Source organism: Vibrio sp. TAP-3B, assembly GCF_057784735.1.
Genome location: NZ_CM173495.1, coordinates 1,069,350 through 1,090,252, shown reverse-complemented (window position 1 = coordinate 1,090,252; position 20,903 = coordinate 1,069,350). Strand labels below are relative to the sequence as shown.

General features: G+C 43.6%; 17 protein-coding genes. 5 read left to right on the top strand and 12 right to left on the bottom strand.

The window, feature by feature from the left end:
* Positions 1-37 precede the first annotated feature (37 nt).
* The 3 genes from AC3D28_RS05120 to AC3D28_RS05110 all read right to left on the bottom strand — a co-directional run bounded on the left by AC3D28_RS05120 (position 38) and on the right by AC3D28_RS05110 (position 4,203).
* A complete protein-coding gene (locus tag AC3D28_RS05120) occupies positions 38-1,408 on the bottom strand; it encodes an SLC13 family permease (RefSeq protein ID WP_488535763.1) in 1,371 nt (456 codons plus the stop codon).
* A gap of 218 nt (positions 1,409-1,626) precedes the next feature.
* Positions 1,627-2,361, bottom strand: coding sequence for a SanA/YdcF family protein (locus tag AC3D28_RS05115; RefSeq protein ID WP_488535762.1), 735 nt, complete (start codon positions 2,359-2,361; stop codon positions 1,627-1,629).
* A 153-nt stretch (positions 2,362-2,514) separates the two neighbouring features.
* Positions 2,515-4,203 carry an NAD-dependent malic enzyme gene (locus tag AC3D28_RS05110; protein WP_488535761.1) on the bottom strand — a complete coding sequence of 563 codons (1,689 nt, stop codon included), beginning with the start codon at positions 4,201-4,203 and terminating at the stop codon, positions 2,515-2,517.
* 213 nt (positions 4,204-4,416) lie between these two features.
* Here AC3D28_RS05110 and AC3D28_RS05105 point away from each other — a divergent pair, with 213 nt between their 5' ends.
* The 3 genes from AC3D28_RS05105 to AC3D28_RS05095 all read left to right on the top strand — a co-directional run bounded on the left by AC3D28_RS05105 (position 4,417) and on the right by AC3D28_RS05095 (position 8,264).
* Positions 4,417-6,771, top strand: coding sequence for a helicase-related protein (locus tag AC3D28_RS05105; RefSeq protein ID WP_488535760.1), 2,355 nt, complete (start codon positions 4,417-4,419; stop codon positions 6,769-6,771).
* Between the two features lie 118 nt (positions 6,772-6,889).
* Complete coding sequence (locus AC3D28_RS05100) at positions 6,890-7,651, top strand: phospholipase A (protein WP_098415438.1); 762 nt, start codon at positions 6,890-6,892, stop codon at positions 7,649-7,651.
* A 235-nt stretch (positions 7,652-7,886) separates the two neighbouring features.
* Entirely contained in the window at positions 7,887-8,264 is a 378-nt protein-coding gene (locus AC3D28_RS05095) for a transporter (RefSeq protein ID WP_488535759.1), read from the top strand.
* Between the two features lie 191 nt (positions 8,265-8,455).
* On the opposite strand, the gene AC3D28_RS05090 is transcribed toward AC3D28_RS05095, so the two are convergent.
* The 7 genes from AC3D28_RS05090 to AC3D28_RS05060 form a co-directional block, all read right to left on the bottom strand.
* A complete protein-coding gene (locus AC3D28_RS05090) occupies positions 8,456-9,559 on the bottom strand; it encodes a phosphoribosylaminoimidazolesuccinocarboxamide synthase (protein ID WP_488535758.1) in 1,104 nt (367 codons plus the stop codon).
* Positions 9,560-9,766: 207 nt separating this feature from the next.
* On the bottom strand, positions 9,767-10,159 hold the full coding sequence (locus tag AC3D28_RS05085) for a SulA-like leucine-rich domain-containing protein (RefSeq protein ID WP_098415441.1): 393 nt from the start codon (positions 10,157-10,159) through the stop codon (positions 9,767-9,769).
* Between the two features lie 352 nt (positions 10,160-10,511).
* Positions 10,512-10,694: a hypothetical protein gene (locus AC3D28_RS05080; protein WP_179885644.1), complete on the bottom strand. Its 183-nt coding sequence runs from the start codon at positions 10,692-10,694 to the stop codon at positions 10,512-10,514.
* 177 nt (positions 10,695-10,871) lie between these two features.
* Positions 10,872-11,846, bottom strand: a complete 975-nt coding sequence (locus AC3D28_RS05075) for a J domain-containing protein (RefSeq protein ID WP_488535757.1) — start codon at positions 11,844-11,846, stop codon at positions 10,872-10,874.
* A gap of 75 nt (positions 11,847-11,921) precedes the next feature.
* Positions 11,922-12,590: a YiaD family glycine zipper/OmpA-like lipoprotein gene (locus tag AC3D28_RS05070; RefSeq protein WP_488535756.1), complete on the bottom strand. Its 669-nt coding sequence runs from the start codon at positions 12,588-12,590 to the stop codon at positions 11,922-11,924.
* Between the two features lie 198 nt (positions 12,591-12,788).
* On the bottom strand, positions 12,789-13,484 hold the full coding sequence (locus AC3D28_RS05065) for a DUF2786 domain-containing protein (protein WP_098415445.1): 696 nt from the start codon (positions 13,482-13,484) through the stop codon (positions 12,789-12,791).
* Positions 13,485-13,673: 189 nt separating this feature from the next.
* Positions 13,674-14,354, bottom strand: coding sequence for a DUF3334 family protein (locus AC3D28_RS05060; protein ID WP_098415446.1), 681 nt, complete (start codon positions 14,352-14,354; stop codon positions 13,674-13,676).
* A gap of 259 nt (positions 14,355-14,613) precedes the next feature.
* On the opposite strand from AC3D28_RS05060, the gene ydiJ reads away from it, so the two are divergent.
* A complete protein-coding gene (gene ydiJ / locus AC3D28_RS05055) occupies positions 14,614-17,655 on the top strand; it encodes a D-2-hydroxyglutarate dehydrogenase YdiJ (RefSeq protein ID WP_488535755.1) in 3,042 nt (1,013 codons plus the stop codon).
* Positions 17,656-17,731: 76 nt separating this feature from the next.
* The gene (locus AC3D28_RS05050; protein WP_488535754.1) at positions 17,732-18,193 is read left to right on the top strand and encodes a methyltransferase family protein; all 462 of its coding nucleotides are present in this window, start codon (positions 17,732-17,734) and stop codon (positions 18,191-18,193) included.
* Between the two features lie 133 nt (positions 18,194-18,326).
* Here the strand turns inward: AC3D28_RS05050 and AC3D28_RS05045 are convergent, their stop codons facing one another.
* Both AC3D28_RS05045 and hutH read right to left on the bottom strand, forming a co-directional pair.
* The gene (locus tag AC3D28_RS05045) at positions 18,327-19,052 is read right to left on the bottom strand and encodes a DUF3581 domain-containing protein (RefSeq protein WP_488535753.1); all 726 of its coding nucleotides are present in this window, start codon (positions 19,050-19,052) and stop codon (positions 18,327-18,329) included.
* A gap of 312 nt (positions 19,053-19,364) precedes the next feature.
* A complete protein-coding gene (hutH, locus tag AC3D28_RS05040) occupies positions 19,365-20,900 on the bottom strand; it encodes a histidine ammonia-lyase (RefSeq protein WP_488535752.1) in 1,536 nt (511 codons plus the stop codon).
* Between the last annotated feature and the right edge of the window lie 3 nt (positions 20,901-20,903).

Genomic DNA, 20,903 nt, shown 5'->3' with positions numbered 1-20,903 from the left:
GTGAACAACAGTGTAGTACTCATCGAGTTAACGATTTTTACCAGAACATCCAAGCAAATAGGGTTAAGGCACCGATACAGGCAATGTTTAAGACTAATCCTATTCTCATCATTTCTTTTTGTTTGATGTGCCCTGTACCAAACACAATTGCGTTTGGAGGTGTGGCCACTGGCAACATGAACGCGCAAGATGCGGCGACGGCAATCAATGCCGATAGGATGACCGGAGACATACCAAGCGCTTCGGCAATGGTTGCAAATACAGGCACTAATAAAGCGGCGCTGGCGGTATTACTTGCAAACTCGGTCAAAAACACAACGAACGCAACCACGGCCAGAATAGTCAGAAGGATACCTGCTTGTTCTAGAAAACCTGACAAGCTGTGCGCTAAGAATACGCTTGTTCCTGTTACTTTCAGCACGTTACTCAAACAGATACCACCACCGAATAGGATTAATACGCCCCAATCGGTCGTTTTCTCAATATCTTTCCACTCAACGGCACGAGACGCACCCAGTAATAAAATTGCACCAATCGCCACAAGCGTATCGAATTTGGCGAAGCCACCCAGCATGGCGTTGATTGGTTTACTAAAAATCCATAACGTTACAGTGAGTAGAAAAATCGCCAACGTAATCATTTTTCCGTTAGTCCACTCGACAGGTTTATGCTCAAGCTCGAAGGTGTGGCTTAGATCTGGTTTCGTCATAGTGTAGAGGATGAGGATTGCGATTGGCATTAGCACCAATGAAATTGGTACGCCTAATTTCATCCATTCTGTAAAGTTTAAGCCGACTTCAGCTGCCGCAATTGCGTTTGGTGGGCTACCAACAAGCGTTGCAATACCACCAATTGAAGCACTATAAGCGACGCCAAGTAGCACGAATAAAAACGTACTGTGATTTTTCTTTGCATCCAGTTTCGTCATCACACCCAGTACGAGGGGCAGCATCATTGCGGTAGTCGCGGTGTTAGAAATCCACATTGATAGACCAGCACTGACTCCAAATAACATGAAGACGGCAACCGACATTTTCCCTTGCGCTAATGTCAATACTTTATCGGCAATCGCTTGGTCTAGTTTTTGTTTATGTAAAGCCGCTGCGAGTGCAAAACCACCTAAGAACAAAAAGATGATGGAGTTTGAAAAGTTGTTCAGCGCTGCTTGCGTGTTAAACACGCCTAAGAATACCGCGAGTAATGGTATGAGAAGCGCAGTAATGCTGACGTGAATCGCTTCAGTTAACCAAAGAATAGCAACAAAAACTAAGATGCTTAGGCCGGTTACGACTTGAGGCTCAAAGGGTAGGGTATTAAACAAAATAATGAACAGTATTATATTTGCGTTCAAAATCATGCTGTTGCGAGTGAAGAACCAGTTCTTCAATGTTACAGCGAGTGCGGTCATGGGTTGTGCTCCTTTTGCATTGCCTTTTGTCGGTTTTTTTATGGCAAAGTAACTGACTTGTAGTTATTTATTGATTAAATGTTACTTGGAATGTGTGTCGGAGTTTTGTCTGAATTGTAGAGCAAATAAGAAAATGTGATATTAAGAATTGGAAATGGGTAGGATACCACCCATTTGTTTTATAGAAATGTTATTAATTATGCGAAAGGTTTGGGCCTTTATTCGACAGGAACTTGCAAAGGTTCGTTTGGCTCTTTTGTTATTTCTTTTACTGCAATAATGGGCTCTTGAGGTCCAAGAAACTTTGGCTGCGTGTTAATGATGTAAAGATCTAAGAAAGCCTTTACGCGTGCGAGAAGTTCACGAATGCGCATCGATGTTTTTTGTTTACCTGTTGCTGGACCTGCTACGGCAAGACACTGGGCGTCAATGTTATAAGCACCAGCAATAAACAGTGCACGTTCACAGTGGAAACGTTGAGTCACAATCAGAAAACGGTCAGAAGCAAAAATTTTTTTTGCTCTGACAATCGAGTCCAGCGTGCGAAAGCCAGCATAATCAAGGTGAATCACACCTTCTGGCACTTCTGCTTTGAGCAAATCACGTTTCATTGTCCAAGGCTCGTTGTAAGAGCGATGAGCGTTATCGCCACTCAATAAAAACTGCTTTACCTTACCTTGATTGTAAAGCTCAATCGCTGCATTGATGCGATGAGTATAATACGTGTTAAGGATCTTACCGATATATTTACTGGTACCAAGAACCACAGCGACCTCGTGTTGAGGTATCTGGTCGTAATCTGTGAAAATGCTCTCTTGGGCTTGTAAGACCACCCATCGGTCGATGGCAATAACAGAAACAAGCAGACTAAGTACAGAGAGCGACAAAATCAAAGCGAGCCGAGGCCAAGAAAATTTCAGCTTCCACTTTGATCTTATGCGAGAAAACAACAAAACGTTTTATATCCTTAACTAAAAATGTAGCCCTCATCATATCTGATAGAAACGAAAAGAGAGAAGTCAATTTATGCCAAAATTTGGTTAGGATGATAAAAAATAAAAGCCCCTAGAGTATAGGGGCTAATTATTAAACTAAATGTCTAAATCTTAGAACGCGGTGCGTTTATAGCGGCGGTATACCGGTTGCCAGAATGACTGTTCAATCGCAACGTTCAATGCTTCATCCGTGATTTCTAGAGCGACCCCCTGCTCAATGGCTTTTTTACCCACGGCAAACGCGATTTTTTTCGATACAGAGTGGATTTCTTCCAAAGGTGGAAGTAAAGCACCGTGGCCGTTAATGGCTAAAGGAGAGCAAGTTGCTAGCGCTCGGCTAGATTCCATTAGCATTTCATCAGTCACACGTTTAGCGTTTACTGCTAGTACACCAAGGCCAATACCAGGGAAAATGTAGCTATTGTTACATTGCGCAATAGGGTAAGAACGGCCTTCATGTACCACGGGTTCGAATGGACTGCCTGTTGCTACCAATGCTTCACCGTTTGTCCAACGAATGATGTCGTTTGGTGTTGCTTCTACACGGCTTGTTGGGTTCGATAGTGGGAAGACAATCGGACGCTTACAGTGCTTGTGCATCTCTTCGATCACTTCTTGGCTAAAGAGACCTGGAGCACCAGACACACCAATCAGTACCGTTGGTTTGGCGTTACGCATAACGTCTAATAGTGAGAAGCCATTTCCTTCATTTTCCCACTCTTTTGTATTGCTGTGCTTTTGCACTAAACGTTGTTGGAAATCAAGAAGGTTAGGCATGCCTTCTTGCAACAGACCCCAACGGTCGACCATGTAAACTTGCGAGCGAGCCTCAGCATCAGAAATACCTTCTGATACCATCTGAGCAATGATCGCTTCTGCGATACCACAGCCAGCAGAGCCTGCACCGAGGAACGTAATACGTTGTTTAGACAGCTGAGTACCTGCCGCTTTACATGCTGCTAAAAGAGATCCTACCGTCACAGCGGCAGTGCCTTGAATATCATCATTAAAGCAGCACACGCGATCTTTGTAACGTTCTAGTAAAGGCATTGCGTTTTTCTGGGCGAAATCTTCAAATTGGATCAGTGCGTCAGGCCAACGGCGTTGCACTGCTCGGATAAACTCTTCCACAAATGCATCGTATTCAGCGCCAGTAATACGAGGATGACGCCACCCCATGTACATCGGATCAGCCAAACGTTGTGGGTTATTGGTACCCACATCAAGGACGATTGGCAGCGTGTAAGCAGGGCTGATACCACCACAAGCGGTGTAAAGCGAGAGCTTACCGATAGGAATGCCCATACCACCGATACCTTGGTCACCCAAACCAAGAATTCGCTCACCATCCGTCACAACGATAACTTTAACGTTGTGGTTGGCTGCGTTATTCAACAGATCATCAATACGGTCACGGTTCGGGTATGAGATAAAAAGACCACGACCACGCCGATAAATATTCGAGAAGTTTTCACATGCTGCGCCAACGGTTGGCGTATAGATGATAGGCATCATCTCGGAAATGTGATTTTGAACGAGGCGGTAGTAAAGCGTTTCGTTGGTATCTTGGATGTTGCGCAGGTAAATGTGCTTATCCATATCGCTTTCGAAACTCTTGTATTGCTGGTAGGCACGCTCTACCTGCTCTTGGATAGTTTCGGTGGACTCTGGAAGTAGACCTTCTAAGTTGAATGAACTACGTTCTTCAGCAGAGAATGCACTGCCTTTGTTCAAAAGAGGGGTAGCCAAAAGAGCTGGACCCGCATATGGAATATATAGTGGGCGTTTATCGTTGTTCATTGGGTGCCTTATGTAGGGTTGAAAGATGCGCACTAAATTTTAACGGGTTCACCATTTGGTTGTAAACATACGTTGATGCACATCAAGGTAATGTCGCAAAAAAACTCAAATACCGACGAAAATATCGGCAATATTTGTTGTTTAGGGATACCTAAAGCAGGATTTTTTTACTTGGGTATAATGTTCTGCATCACCAAATAAAATCCAATTTCTATGTTCCAACTACCAATCGATAGCTTACAAGCCGAGTTTGACCAACATGTGAACCACAGCCACCTCGTGGTGGAAGCAGAAACAGGCTCGGGTAAATCCACCCGTTTGCCTATGTGGGCGGCAAAATACGGACGCGTGCTGGTTATTGAACCACGTCGAATCGCTTGTACCTCATTAGCTGAGTTTCTTGCAGAGCAATCTGGTGAGCCAATAGGTTGTAAAGTGGGTTACGCGATTAAACTTCATGCCTACTTTGATCTCAATACTGAGGTCGTATTTGTCACTCCGGGCGTGGCACTGCGATGGTTTACGGAAGACAAGCTGGCAAGCTTCGATATTGTGATAGTGGACGAGTTTCACGAGCGCCGTTGGGACATTGATCTACTAACGGCAATGTTGAAGCAAGAAAATCAGCATCGTTTGATTGTCACCTCCGCGACGTTAGAAGGAGAAAAGCTCGCTTATTACCTTGATGCTAAGCGTTTGCGTTCTGAGGGGCGTTGCTTTCCTGTGACGGTGACACATCGTTCTCTAGACAGCCGTTACCTACCGAACAAGAAAGGCTGTGAAAGTGATATTGTTAAAGCAGTAAAAGAAGCACTAGTAGATGAAGAAGGCGATATTCTGGTGTTTTTACCAGGCCGAAAAGAAATTACTCAATGTGCCCAGATGCTACAGAGTCTCGACGATGTAATGGTAGTGAAGCTCCATGCTTCAGTCAGTGATCAAGAGAGGCATCGGGCCTTAACCAAACAAAAACAGAGGAAAGTAGTATTAGCAACAAACGTCGCTGAAACCTCGCTCACGATTCCTAATATCCGAGTCGTGATTGACAGTGGATTGGAACGTCGAACGATGCAGCGTAATGGACGTACCGCGCTAACGCTCACTCATGTTTCTAAGGCCAGTGCCGCGCAGCGAATGGGTCGGGCAGGCCGTGTTACCGAAGGGGCTTGTATTCGTCTATATGGTGAACATGCGCCTTTAGAATTAGTGACGCCTCCAGAATTGCACAGAGAAGAGCTCGTCGAACCTATGTTGGCAGCGGCTTGCTGTGGGTACCGCCTTTCAGAGCTCGCTTTTCTTAACCTAATCCCAGAAAAATCTCTCAATGCCTCACACCTCGCTTTACTCTCTATGGAAGCCATTGATGAGGATGGTAATGTCACACAGCACGGCCAAAAAGTATATCCATTACCGATTGATGCATTGTTTGCCGATCTTGTCTCTAGGATTCAAACTAAATCAGAGAAAGAAGCAATGATAGATTTAGCCGCTGCATTGTCTGTTCCCGCGCAATTTTATCAGCTACAAGGTGGCGAATCTGCGGAGATCTTGGCTCAAGAGGAGCGGTATGGTTGCGATGCCTCTTTGATAATTCGTCTGGTTCGAGGAGAGCAATTCCCTGGGGTTATTGTTGATGCCAACGTATTAGAAGAATCGCAAGGTTTGGCGAAACAGATGCGAGACGTGTTTGAACTGCCCGATCTTGATGTTGCCTCTCAATACAAACGTGATGCGTTCATTAAAGCCATTGCCGCTTTGCATTCCGAGCTTGTTTTCGTGCGTCGAACACGCCGAAGAGAGGCGTTAGGAAATGGCACATTGGAAATGTTGGTAGGGCGCAGCAGTCGTTTCCCTGATAAAGAAGAAGCTGCGTTAGTGCTCGATAGTCATAGCGTGCCGGGTAAAGGCGTTAAGCAAACGCTTAATCTTGCGTCGGTAATGGTGCCGATACCGCTGCGTTTGTTGCGCGAACTAGAGCTTGGCGAATGGCAACAAGGCGAAACAAACTACGACGAAGAAAGGCCTAGAGCAACTATGCACTTGGTTTATGCAGGAAGAACAATATGTACTGAATACCAGGAATTACAAGGCAAAATCGCCATTCAGTCCATCATCGAAATGATTGAAAAGGAAACCTTATTACCGGGGTTTGCACCTCTACGACAACAACAAATTCAACATTGGAAATTATACAACGCACTGGGCCTTAATGACCAAACCTCAGGTGCTCAAGCTCTTACGTCACTGACCTTTTCTAGCTGGTTGAGCGAGCAACTGGAAACGTTGGGTATAGAAAGTGTCGATGATATGGCCTTATTTGAGCCAGATGACTTGTTGTTTGATGGTGTTCCAGCATGGGAATACGATGACTTCGCTGAGCAGTATCCGCTCGAGCTGTTTCTTGCTGAACTCAAGCTGGATGTTAAATATTTTGTATCCCGAAAGCTTGTGCATGTGGTCTATCGAGGTGGTAACCGCAAAGGAGACCCAAAACGTTGGGAGTTACCACGTTGGGCTGGCTGGAAGGTACAATATAAAAAAGCCAGTCGTATTATCGATATAAAGTAGATGTTTTTAAAGTGGAATAAGAATTGCTAGGGGAGGCTTTCTCTTGCTGTTTATCGTCGAACAAGAAGACGATAAGGAATGATATTGCCGCAGATGGTTTAGTGGCAAAAGGATCATGATGAAGTATAAAGTAATTCCATTATTGTTGTGCCCCGTATTTGCGTATGGGAAAAATATCACTCACATTTCTACTTATGAAGATAACTACGTCTTAGGCACATACACCTCAAATATTAATCAAGGTGCTTATGAGGAAGTGGTATCTGAAATGGACTCTTCTTTACAAGACTTCGAAGTCAAATTTCAAATATCTGCGTCTATCCCATTTTATCGATTTAACTCGGCTACTGCGTTGGTCGGGTCCTATACTCAAAAATCGATTTGGCAACTTGGAAACTCTGATATTTCCTCTCCATTTAGAGAGACCAACTACAAGCCACAAGTTTTCTTAGCACATCAATCGAACATGCTTTTGTTCAATCACTTGGAGACTGGTTATAAGCACGAATCTAATGGCCAATCGAGTTTGCTATCTCGCAGTTGGGATCGATTATATATTGCCGCAGAACGATTTTCTGGGCCCGTTGAATATGGTGCTCACGCGTGGTGGGTGATCTCGACAGAAAATGATGATATGGAAAACTACTACGCGCCGTACGAGTTATGGGCAAAAGTGTATACCGGCGCTGGCGTTTTTAATACTCGAGGATTCTATAACTTTGCGGACGATAAGGGTGGAGTAGAACTGGGTTATACTTTTTACTTCAATGATATTCTTGGCGTATATCTTCAGGGTTATCATGGTTACGGTGAAACACTGATTGACTATGATCATTCACAGACTCGAGTTGGTCTTGGTATTAAGTTGGTGAATCTATAAGAATTTCATATTGTTCATGTCGCTTAGATGCTTTTTTTAGTTTGCCGACTGAAATATTAATCAATTGAATGCTTATATAGCAAAGCTGTACATTACTTGTTACAAGTCTGGTTTTGATATTTCCTTTTGCATATAAATTAAGGAATAAAAGACGAATGTTTTATATCCCATTGCTATATCAAAATAGTTGAACGATATTTGATATATCTCATTTTCGAGTGTCGGGGGGCATAGAATGGTTCAGCAAGGTAAGGCTTGTATTGAGTTCGATTACACTAGTTTTTTAGGGGCAACTGGCAGTAAGAAGTGGACCTTCTTAGAAGCGTTTGCCACTATCGCTCCCATTTTTGGTTTGATGTGGAAACACAACCTCGCAGAGGTAAGCCTACCTGAAGATCGCCTTTGGGATGCCGCATTAAAATCGATGTCTTCTCGTCAGAGCGATGAGTCTAATTTAGTTCGCTTGATGCAGTTAGCAAAACATGAAGGAATACATGAGTTACGTATTGTGATGCCATATGCGTTAGACATAAAACAGATAGAGTACATAGAGTCTCGAAGTCAATCAAAAGTAGAAGCGACGGAGCAAGATGTACTTAATATTAAATTCTGAACGCGGTCTTCTTAGCACTTACAAAAATTAAACTCTTGCAACAAATAAAACGCCCTACATGAAGGGCGTTTTTTTGTGTTCGGATGTCCTGTTCTTAAGGAGAAAACACGTGCCAGAATGAGACCAATAAAAAGTCCGCTTGAATGCGGACTGTTCTGGTTAGGCTACTACTGTTCAAATATCAGAGGTCGTTAGTCTATCAACCCATACTCTTTGCTCAGAATTTCAATAATTTCAGCTTTTGGGTTTTCACTTAAATGTATGGGTTTGCCCGTAATTTTCTCAGCGATACCGATGTAGGTCTTCGAAATATCCATCAAAGACTCAATAGGTAAAGCGTTGTCACGAGCAAGCGTTTCACGTTCCGGCATACGCTCTTTATTCAGCAGAATATCTGGGTCAGGGAAGTGGTTAAGGAGAAACTGACGGAAACCTTCTTTCGAGTTCTCAACAATATTTCCAGCTTGATACTCTTTCGCATCCCAAATACGAGAAGAGTCTGGTGTGCCCACTTCATCCATGTATATCAGCTTTTCATTGCCCGCCGCATCATGAACATATCCGAACTCGAATTTAGTGTCGACGAAAATTTGGTCAATTGCTTTTAGTGCGTTACTGATAACGTTAAAGCCTTCTTTTAATAGCTTTTCGTATTGCGCTATGTCTTTTGCACTTGAGAAGTTAAAGGCTTCGAAGTTGTCGACGATGTTTTGACGAGTAATATTCACGTCATCCGCTTCTGGCACATCAGGAATACCTTTTAGAATCCCTTTGGTGGATGGCGTCATCAACAGCTCTGGAAGTGCTTTGTCTTTTTCCAAACCCTCTGGAAGTTGAATGCCGCAGAAATCGCGTGCACCGTTGGCGTAAGCTCGCCACATTGAGCCTGTGATGTATTGACGACAAATCGCTTCAATTTTGACCGGTTTGGCTTTTTGTACGATCCAGACGAATGGGTGAGGGATATCCAGAATGTGGCTATCGGCTAGTCCGTTATCTTTAAATAGTTTGAACCAGTGATTAGAAATCGCATTCAGAGCAGCCCCTTTGCCCGGGACGCCTTTAAGACCGCCTTCTGCATGCCAAATACAATCGAAAGCAGATATGCGGTCACTGATTACCATGATTGCTAGAGGCGCATCTGGAGCAACATCGTATCCTTTTTCTTTGATTAGTCGGGCACTGTCTTTTTCAGTTAACCAATAAACTGAGCGAACTTTTCCGCTATGAACGGGTTTTTGTGTACGAATTGGCAGGTCATCATTGACGGCAAGTACTTGATTAGCAAGGCTCATTGAGACATTCCTATTATCTTAATCAAACGTCATAAAGAGAAGATACTCAGTGAAAGTATGCACTGAATAAAGCGAATGAGGGCATCATACCAGAACTATTTTTACTCGCCAGAGAAAAAGCAAACGTTTGCCTTTGTTTGGCAAGATAAAAACGCCTCCTTAAAGCTTAGAGAAGGAGGCGATGGAGGGGGGATAACGTCGATCTTATTAATGGTACTTATTAACTCTGCCTTCGACGAAAAAGACTTCGCATTGATAACGCTGAGCAATATCGCGAAGCATTGACTGATTCATCAGTGCAATTTTGGTTGATGCGACAACGGCGCTCGCATTACCAGATTGAATGGCTTTAATAACGATTTCGACTTCAGAAAAATGTTGTGAAGGCTTAATTTGAATAATATTTCTACAGCAAATGCTAGAGGCTGCAAGTTGATCAAAGTCAGGGCGAGGACACTCCGCAGTAAACATAATCCATTGTTTCTGTTGTGATAGATCGGCCAGCTTAGAAAGAAACTGATCCGAAACCGCCATCGGTTGAGTTGTTTGCGCCAATACGTTGTGACGAGAGTATGTATGAGATTGACTATGTAACTGCATCTTACTGTTCCTTTATACATGCTGTATGCTTGTACAGTAGTTTGTTTTTGATGGCTGATCAACAGTTTTTCTCAAATTATTTGTCGGTTTTATCTATAAAAATAAATTAAATTTTATTTAAGTTTATGAATTTATTGGGTTTAATTATTTTTTTAATATGTATGACAAAGATTAGAAATGTGAAGTGATTAGGATCTTAATGTGTTTTATACAGGTGCTTACTAAGTTGTATACAGTGTGTTTTTTAGTGGGGGTAAGAATAATGGGTGGAGTAGTAGAGTTCGCAAAGAAGATCAAAAAGCGCCTTTAAAAAAGGCGCTTTTGAAAATCAGTTCCGTTGATTCAGTCTTGCTTAACTTGCACGTTGCATGCGTTTGCGCATTTGCAATTCGCCTTGATTAAATAGGCATACGTCGATTTTTGCCATGTCGTAACAAGTTTTACATGAATGATGGTGTTTACCATCTAGATAATCGTGACGAATGACAAGACTCGGTTTTTTACACCAATCACAGGTGCCTTCTTCAGTGAACATTGATTTTCTCCCCACCTAGATTATTTAGCGTTGTTAGGTGTTATTTTTCGCCGAGTATTATGGCATAAAAAAGAGACTCAAGTTAAATGTCTGTTAATTTATTTGAGAGGGAGATCGATTGCGGACCTTTGTTTTACTGAGGTAAGAATAAAGCTGTCATTAGGTTGATGCTGGTTTTTACGATTGTGTAACATTTTGTGAGATAAGCTTAAAGGCTTGATTTAATCGTTTCATTTCTTCTTCACTTCCTCTAGCGTCAGGATGGTACAGCTTAGAGAGCTGTCGGTAACGTAGCTTAATTGCTGATATGCCAGGAATGGTTTGAGGTGTGTAGCCAAACATAGCGCATGCAATCGCCAGTTTATGATTGTCGGTATGAGTCTGGATTTTCCTAAACTCTTTGAAAACTTTCTCTAGTTGTCGCTTAAGTTGTTTATTGGTGAACTCCAACTCGTTGACCTTTGAATTAAGTTGTTGAATAAGGTTTGCTTCTTGGGTTTCGCGCGTCTTTCTGTGTTGTTGATGTGTTTTGAATCCAACTAAGCTGACGGTTGCAATGAATACTATCGCTCCAAACCATATTAACCATTGTGACACTGATGAGTTTTGGTCAGAACGTGTCGTTACCGTGCGCTTTCCTTGTGGTAAGAATTCCGCCTGTCTATCTAGCGCTTCTATTTCTGACACTTGCTTGGCCCGCAGTTGATTGAAACGCTGCTCCAAGTATTGATTATAGGCTTCTTCGGCTTTGGGGTTTTGAACCGCAGCGAGTTGATACCAAGCTTCCACTAATTGAGATGTTGTGACCCTGTCTTTATTATGCCGCACAAACTCGGCAAGGAGAAAACCACGATCAGTGGGATCATTTAGTGCGATGGATGCTAGCCAATAAAGTGCTCGGGTGTCGTCGATAGGGCCATTTTGGGCTTGAGAAAAGTCTCGGGCGAGTTGTTTTTGTGCAGGGATATAATTCTGGCTAGCGGATTGCTCTAACCAATAACGAATATCTGAGGGAACTGAGTTTGTCGATGCTGCTAATTGTTGTGCGTATTCGAATTGCTCAGCAGGGTCTGTAGGGCTTTGGGATGCGAAGATATAGCCAGAAAAACAGAGGCTCAATAAGCAGATAAGGGCAGTGATTCTGAAAGGCATTGATATGTCAGGCCTAACGGTTATGGTTAGGCCTGCTCCGATAATTGTTATTATTACCGTTATGGTGCTATCAAATTACTTCAGTGGCAAGATCTGGATTTCAACACGACGGTTGCACGCACGACCTTCAGAAGTTTGGTTTGAGCAAATTGGGTTACGTTCGCCATAGCCGCGTGCAATTGCACGCCCAGGTGCAACGTTTTGTGAGACTAGAAATTGACGAACTGCTTCTGCGCGGCGCTCAGACAACGTTTGGTTGTAAGACTCGCTACCAGTACTATCTGTGTAGCCATCAATCACTAAGCTGGTATCTGGGTACTCAACCAGAATGCGAGCCACTCCGCGAAGGGTGTTATGAATGCTGGCATTCAGTTGGTATGAGCTTGAAGAGAAGCCAATGCCGTTTTCCATACGCAGTAACAATTGTTTTTCACCAACTCGTTGAACTTGTACACCAGAGTTCAGCAAAGCACGACGTAGCTCTGCTTCTTGTTGATCAAAATAATAACCTACGCTAGCGCCAGTCGCCCCACCGGCTGCAGCACCAATGAGAGCATGTTGGCGGCGTTCTTTTGCGTCATCGCCCGTAGCTAGGCCGATAGCAGCACCAGTGATGGCACCAATAAGCGCACCTTGTGTGGTTGAGTTAGTTTCGTATTCACCCGTTGTTGCGTTTTGGCGTTGAGTGGCTTGGCAGCCAGCGAGAGCTAGTACTAGAGCCAGAGCAATAGACATCTTTTTCAAGGGAAATCTCCGTATAAAACTGAGGCGAAAGCATGCCTCATGATTAGATAATAATTATAAATGAATTGTTATTGATATGTGTTATGTAAAAGCAAGGCTAATAAAAAGAAGTTTGTAAGAAACTTATTTTCACTATCAACAAGATGCCCCAACGATGTCGATTTCTTTAAGGCGCAGCGAGTTAAAAGTAAATTCTGATTATTCAGATTGATTATCTAACATTTTCCTTGCTTGTTCGCCGCTAACACCACGGTTAACCGAAACTTTTCGACCTTTCTTCAAACCAACTTCGTAGTCTTCAGTTAGGTTTTTCATCGCTTCTCTAAGCTGCTGTTTAAAAGTTTCTCGGTCAATGTTTTGGAATTCTTTATCAATATAATCGTTGATTTTGTTTGCTGACTCTTCATCTGGTGAGATGATAGGGAGTTTCTCTATCGCGCCTTCTATCCAGCCTGAGACAAAAGAGTTTACGCGGCGTGTCACTTCTTGGGAGGAAGTTCCAGTGCCTGCAAAACTGTTCCGGAATTGTCCGGTACTCTCGTTCATTTCGCGATAAATAATATCGAAAGCAAACGCAGCAAAAATCGCACGGTCAGCTTCACCAATAAACTCAACACGTTTGAGTCCTTTATGATTCAGTAGTACGGCTTCAACTCCGAATTTGGTATTAATGCCACGGATCACACGCAATATAGTTGCACTGATATTTGTTGGTAACAGGTGGGAAGATTGTGTTTTCCCCATTCTGATAAACTCAATATCATCTTTATCCAAACCATATTTGAGCATGAGGCGGTGCGCCATCTTGATAGCGTTGGCAGCCTCATTAACGTTGGCGGAGTTGCCCAGTTCTAAACACTTGGCAATTTTTTTCAGAGCTTTTTGTTTATCCATCGACAACCAGTAACGAAAGCAGAAAATTCATGAAGTCAGACATATTACCTTTTTTGATATAAAAACGAAATACAAGGTGTCATTAAGGATACAGAGGCATAAATAAAAACAAGCCTCGCATGTGCGAGGCTGAGCGCTTTTAGGTGATCTTGAACAGGCTAGTTAAAATTGAGTGTTCATCCAAACGTTTTAGAAACCGAGCTGACTGAGTAAATCATCGGTGTTATCGGTTGAACTTTGAGGTTTAGATTGCTTTTCTGCCATGTTTTTACGCGTGGCTTCCAAAATGTCGTCAGGGTTTTCGTCCTCTGCGATTTCAAATTCTTCTAGTTGTATAAACTCCGTTTTATCCATCGCCAGCTCCAGGTAGAAAATGTTGTTATTCTCCGTAGAGAACGTCACACGACGCGCTTGAGGTCGGTCAAGGTTCGTGTCAACCTGCAGAATGACTTGCTTGTTGAGTGCGAGCATTTTAGGTTGGTTTTGTGTGATATTTGTTTGGAGTTCTTTGCGAATCTTATTGGTGAAATCTCCCACTAATTGATTCATCAATTCACCGAGAATATCGCCAACTTCATCAGAGGTATGAGAAATAGCCAATTCTTCTTCTGGCATACCCATAGCACGCATGTAGTTGGTATAAATCTCCAAAGCCGCTTTTGCAGTAAAGTTAATTACGACTAAACCGGTAAACCCGCCATCAAACAGTACAAAACAGCCAAAATCTGGCTTGAGGCTAGTTTTGTTAATTTTTTGCACCATTGCTGAATAATTGACTTGAGAAGAGGTGGCCGAAGTAAGAACGCCAGAAACTGACTGGCAAAGTTTGAGAAGGATATCTTCGGTTGTAACCACTTTATTTTTTTTCATTCTGAAAGCTCATCTAGAAACGCTATTTTCTCCCAATGTAAGGCATTAAGCGTTAAAAAATAAAGCATAAGTTTAATTATTGTATGGAGATTCTAATTTGCTCGTCTTTTTAAATGTTGTAAAGTGACCAAATTCAAAAAATATTACTCTACTTACTCTTTATGGTGGCTTGCTTTGTGATAGTCACCTTGTATAGAAGTGAGCAAACCAATAGATAACCCGAAGCTGATCGGATCAGCGCCGTAGGGGCAGGAAGCAAATGTTACCAAGATTACACTCGCAAACTGATGTTGATCCTCTTGTTCTTAGTTTTCTGAAAGAGCTTGAACAAGCCGGATTTACTGGTGATATAGAAAACCAATATTCAAGTCGATTAGCGGTTGCCACTGATAATAGTGTCTACCAACAACTTCCTCAGGCGGTTGTCCATCCCAAAACCACTCATGATGTTTCCCTGATAGGGAGACTAAGTAATAAAGAAAAGTACGAAAGAATTACCTTTTCTCCAAGAGGCGGCGGTACTGGTACCAATGGTCAGTCTTTAACAAAAGGAATTGTGGTTGATTTGTCCCGCCACATGAACCAAGTACTTGAGGTTAATGCAGAAGAGGGTTGGGTTCGTGTTCAAACGGGTGTAGTGAAAGATCAGTTAAATGATGCTGTTCGTCCTTACGGTTATTTCTTTTCTCCCGACTTATCGACCAGTAATCGTGCAACCATCGGCGGAATGGTCAATACGGATGCATCCGGTCAAGGCTCATTAAAATACGGCAAAACCTCAGATCATGTCTTATCGCTTCAAGCCGTTTTTGCCGATGGTTCTGTTTTAGAATCGGATCTCTCTCATGGTTACCCGAAAGACGGTGAATTTGCCGCTACTGCATTGCGCGTTACGGAATCGGTATGTCGTGAAAAGCGTCAACAAATTAATGATAAGTTCCCAGCCCTAAACCGTTTCTTAACAGGTTACGATTTAAAAAATGCGTTAAATGAAGACGATGATAGTTTCGATATCACTCGTATTCTGTGTGGGGCCGAAGGTTCGCTAGCGTTTATTACTGAAGCGAAGTTAAACCTGACGCCAATTCCGAAAGCGCGGACGTTGGTTAACGTAAAATACAGTAGCTTTGACTCAGCACTGCGCAACGCGCCATTCATGGTCGAAGCGAAAGCGCTCTCTGTCGAAACCGTTGACTCTAAAGTGCTTAATCTCGCGAAGCAAGATATCGTCTGGCACACCGTGAGTGATTTACTTACCGATGTTCCAAATAAAGAAATGTTGGGTATCAATATGGTGGAATACGCAGGTCAGGACGAAGAAGAAGTTGCTGCGCAGGTTGCGGCGCTGACCGCCAAGCTCGATACCATGTTGGAAACAGAAGAAGCGGGCATTATCGGCTACCAAGTCTGTAGCGACCTTGCGAGTATCGGACGTATTTATAATATGCGCAAAAAAGCGGTGGGCTTACTGGGCGCGACAAAAGGACGTGCTAAGCCAGTCGCATTTGCTGAAGACACTTGTGTTCCGCCTGAAAACTTGGCGGATTTCATTGTTGAATTCCGTGAGCTTCTTGACGGTAAGTCACTCAATTACGGCATGTTTGGTCATGTGGATGCGGGTGTTTTACACGTGCGCCCTGCGTTGGATTTATGTGATCCATACCAGGAAGCACTGATGCATGAAATCTCTGATGAAGTGGTCAAACTGGTGGCGAAATACGGCGGTTTGATGTGGGGAGAGCACGGTAAAGGCTTTCGCTCTGAGTATGGCCCGGAGTTCTTTGGCCAGGAGTTGTTCACCGAGCTGCGACGCGTAAAGTCGGCATTCGATCCACACAATAAAATGAACCCAGGAAAAATCTGCACACCGCTAGACAGTGGTGCAGAATTAGTAAAAGTGACAGGCACTAAACGCGGCTACTTCGATCGTCAGATTGATGTTCAGGTCCGTGACAGCTTCAAGCAAGCAATGGAATGTAATGGTAATGGCCTGTGTTTTAACTATGACACCAGTTCTCCGATGTGCCCTTCTATGAAAGTCACGGCAGATCGCCGTCACTCACCAAAAGGGCGGGCGGGGTTAGTTCGTGAATGGTTGCGCCAGCTCACTGAACAAGGGATCGATATTCTTGACTTAGAGAAGCAAACGCTAGAAAACAAAACCCCGATAAAAACCATGATTGAGCGTGTGCGTCACTCTATTAACCGTCGTCACGATTATGACTTTTCACATGAAGTTTATGAAGCAATGAATGGTTGTTTGGCATGTAAAGCGTGTGCGAGCCAGTGCCCGATTAAAGTCGACGTTCCGAGCTTCCGCTCACGCTTTTTAAACATTTATCACTCTCGTTACCAACGTCCAGCGAAAGATTATCTGGTTGCGAACATAGAGACTATGCTGCCGATGATGGCGAAAGCGCCAGGTGTCGTAAACGGTGTTTTGAAGCAGTCGTGGGTGAAAAGCTTAACGGCATCCACGATTGGGTATGTCGATGCGCCGTTGTTATCAGTACCTACCCTGAAACAACGAGTAGAGTCGCTGACAACGCCTTATGATCTGCAAGCAATCAGCGGTTTGTCTTCGTCTGAAAAGAGCAAGCATGTTTTAATTGTTCAAGATCCATTCACTAGCTACTACGATGCCGATGTTGTAGAAGATTTCGTGAAGCTATTGAAAAATATGGGCATGCAGCCGGTGCTTCTGCCATTTAAACCGAATGGTAAAGCGCAACACATTAAAGGCTTCCTACGTCAATTTAAAGACACTGCCTCCGATACGGCGAAGTTCTTGGCGATGGTCGCGGATCTGGATATCCCATTAGTTGGCGTCGATCCTGCTTTAGTGCTGTGTTATCGAGATGAATACGCTGAAGTACTGGGCAGTAAGCGAGGCGATTTCGAGGTGCTAACGGCTCACGAATGGTTATACCCGAGACTAGAAGAGTTCGAAATAGGTAAGCAATCAACAGAACAGGAACCGTGGTATCTGTTTGCGCATTGTACGGAAAAAACCAAAATGCCTAACGCTGAAAAGGAATGGGGTGCGATTTTTTCTCATTTTGGCGCTGTGCTCAATACCGTTCCCGTCGGCTGTTGTGGCATGGCTGGCACCTTTGGTCATGAAGTTGATAAAGTATCAATGTCAAAAGACATTTATAATCTAAGCTGGAAACCAAACTTAGAGGCGTTAGATAGTGAGCGATGTTTGATGACTGGTTACTCATGCCGAAGCCAAGTGAAACGTTTTGAAGGTATAACGCCCAAACACCCAATACAAGCATTGCTAACGCTTTTGTCATGAGTGTCGAAAGCCCATTAAACTGGGCTTTATGAACGTTGTAATAGTAAAGTGTGTACGATTGTTAAGGATATCAGTTTTGAGAAAACTAGAGCTTAGAGTTCCGCCTGTTGCTGTGTTCTTGGTCGTGGTTTTGGGGATGTACTGGCTGAAAGGTCTAACACCTAGCTTCATGATCCATGTCCCTTTTGTTGAGTTTGTTGTCGCGGGTTTGATTTTATTGTCAGGGCTGATCGGTATTGCCGCAATCTATGAATTCCGAAAAGTCAAAACGACCGTTAACCCAGTAAAGCCGGAGTCGGCTTCTTCTATTGTGAGGACAGGGGTGTTCGCCTATACCCGTAACCCAATGTACGCCGGTTTACTGCTACTCATCATTGCTTTAGGGCTGTGGTGGCAACATTTAAGTGTGATTGTGTGTGGCGCCTTGTTTGTGTGTTATATGAATAAATATCAGATAAAGCCGGAAGAGCGGGCGCTGGAGAGGCACTTTGGTGAACAATATATCGACTATAAGAATCAAGTGCGACGCTGGGTTTAGAGTTGGTTTGGAATCCGAAAGTTTTTAGATATAACGAGGTAATCTGTGGTGACGCTAACCAGGTTATGTTGAGTATAAAAAAGCGCCCAACAATACCTTATTGGGCGCTTTTTTATTGTTTGATTGCCACAGATTAAGCGGCCTTAACGCACTTTGCTAAAAACGCATCCTTACGCTCATTAAAGCGTTGTACCAGATCATCGACCGCATCTTGGTCGTAGGGTTTCAGCCCACTTGCAACCATGCGTTTGATGCCTTTTCCTACCAATTCGCCATCTTCTTTAAACGCAAAGTTTAGAGTGACAACACCGCGTTTTCCTTCGACATCGAATGTTGCGCCAGTGAAATCAACTTCAGGATGCGTTAGGTTTAAGTGAGAAAACTCCACTTCCATGCTTTCGTAGATAACCAGTGGACGTTGGCAGTTGATCATCATCTGCTTTTCTTCCATTAGTGGCACCATGATGTGCGGGAAGTTCATACCTGAAAACTGAACGTAGTTTGTGACAACATGCTCGATAAATTCGGGGTCGTGATTAATGTCACCTTCACGAGACATCCGCAAGTACTCTTTGCCTGCTTCGTCAACGACGGCGCTTTCTTTTTCACACTTATTCTCAATATGAAGTGCAACACCATCGTTGACCATGCCTGAAAAACTGAAGCGCATCTTTTGGCTAACGCCTTCTTTGCTGAGGAGAACAGCGAAAAGCAGATCGCCAGGGACGCAAAAACGTTTGTTGTCTTCATCATGAATGGGGTTGTAGTCGCCCGCTACGCGTTTAGCAAAGTGACTTGCTTGCTCACGAGTGAATTGAAACTGGTGATTAGTGCTTGAAAAATAAGGTGTTAGAAACATAATTTTTACGTAGTAACCAAAACTGTAGGGGATTATATGCGAATATCTGAGTAGCAATGGTCCATCCAGTGAAAACTTCACCGTATCTTAACAATGAGACACTATTTCGGCAGATAAATGTTTAAAAAACGCATGCTTAAGCGACTCTTTTATTTGTAGAAGGAATAAATGTACTACTCGGCTTGAACGATTCTACATAACGTATAAAGCAGTCACTGCTGAATAGCAGTATAGACACAAAAAGGCTCCACGTTTTAGGTGGAGCCTTTAACCTATCAAATTATTTTAGAATGAGACATTCACCGGGTCGGATTAAGAGACACTTGGCAATAGGTTCTCTGGCATTAAAGAGTTGTGAACCGCCAGTTTAAGTAGTGTGTTCGCTTGTTCAATGTCTGGTGCGAAGTAACGGTCTTTATCGTAGAAAGAGACCTTCTCACGCAGTATCTGCTTTGCAATTTCAATGCGCTCAGAAGATTTTTTTGGAGAACGGAAATCTAAGCCTTGTGCGGCAGAAAGGTATTCCACTGCCAAAATGCCGCGAGTGTTTTCGCCCATTTCTTTCAATCTTCGGGCCGCAAACGTCGCCATTGAAACGTGGTCTTCTTGGTTTGCAGAGGTTGGCAAGCTGTCGACTGATGCGGGATGAGCTAAGGTTTTGTTCTCACTTGCAAGTGCGGCAGCGGTGACTTGAGCAATCATAAAACCAGAGTTTACCCCACCATTATCGACTAAGAACGGCGGTAATTTCGATATAGCGCTATCGATAAGGAGTGCCATACGACGTTCAGATAAGCTGCCGATTTCAGCGATAGCAAGAGCGAGGTTGTCGGCTACCATCGCAACGGGTTCAGCATGGAAGTTACCACCTGAGATAATGTCATCATCTTCGGAAAATACGAGTGGGTTATCAGACACTGAGTTTGCTTCTACTTGAAGCACCTCTGCAGCACTGCGAATTTGTTGTAAACATGCTCCCATTACCTGTGGTTGGCAACGCAGTGAATATGGATCTTGTACTTTCTCACAGTTGGTGTGGGATTCTCCAATTTCGCTGGTGGTATCGAGTAGATAACGGTATGCGAAAGCCGCATCCATTTGGGTTCGATGACCACGAACGCGATGAATACGAGGGTCAAATGGACGACGACTGCCTAATGCTGCTTCTACTGACATTGCGCCACATACGGTTGCTGAAGCAAATAAATCCTCTGCAATAAATAAGCCTTCTAATGCAAATGCGGTAGAGGCTTGCGTCCCGTTAAGTAGTGCGAGGCCTTCTTTAGGTGCAAGTGTGATTGGTTCTAACCCTGCAATTTTTAGGGCTTCTAGGCCAGAAATGATGTTGCCATTGTGGCGAGCTTGTCCTTCACCTAGTAGCACAGTACTCATGTGAGCGAGGGGAGCTAAATCACCGGATGCCCCAACAGAGCCCTTTTTAGGTACGCAAGGGTAAACTTGCGCGTTGACTAGGTCGATAAGCATATTAATGACTGTTAAACGAATACCGGAAAAGCCACGAGACAGACTATTGATTTTCAATACCATCATCAGACGAACCGTTTCATCTGACATAAACTCACCGATGCCAGCGGCATGAGATAGCACGATACTGCGTTGTAGGGTTTCTAAATCTTCAGGCACAATTCGAGTATTTGCCAGTAGACCAAAGCCCGTGTTAATTCCATAAACCGTTCTATCTTCCGCGATGACGCGATCCACGACTTGCGTGCTTTCTTCAATGGCCGGAATGGCTTCAGGGTCCAAAGTAAGGTTGACTGGTGAACGGCTCACTTGGCGTAGTTCGTTTAAGCTAATATGACCTGGCTTTAGCGTTAAATTTAGCATCTC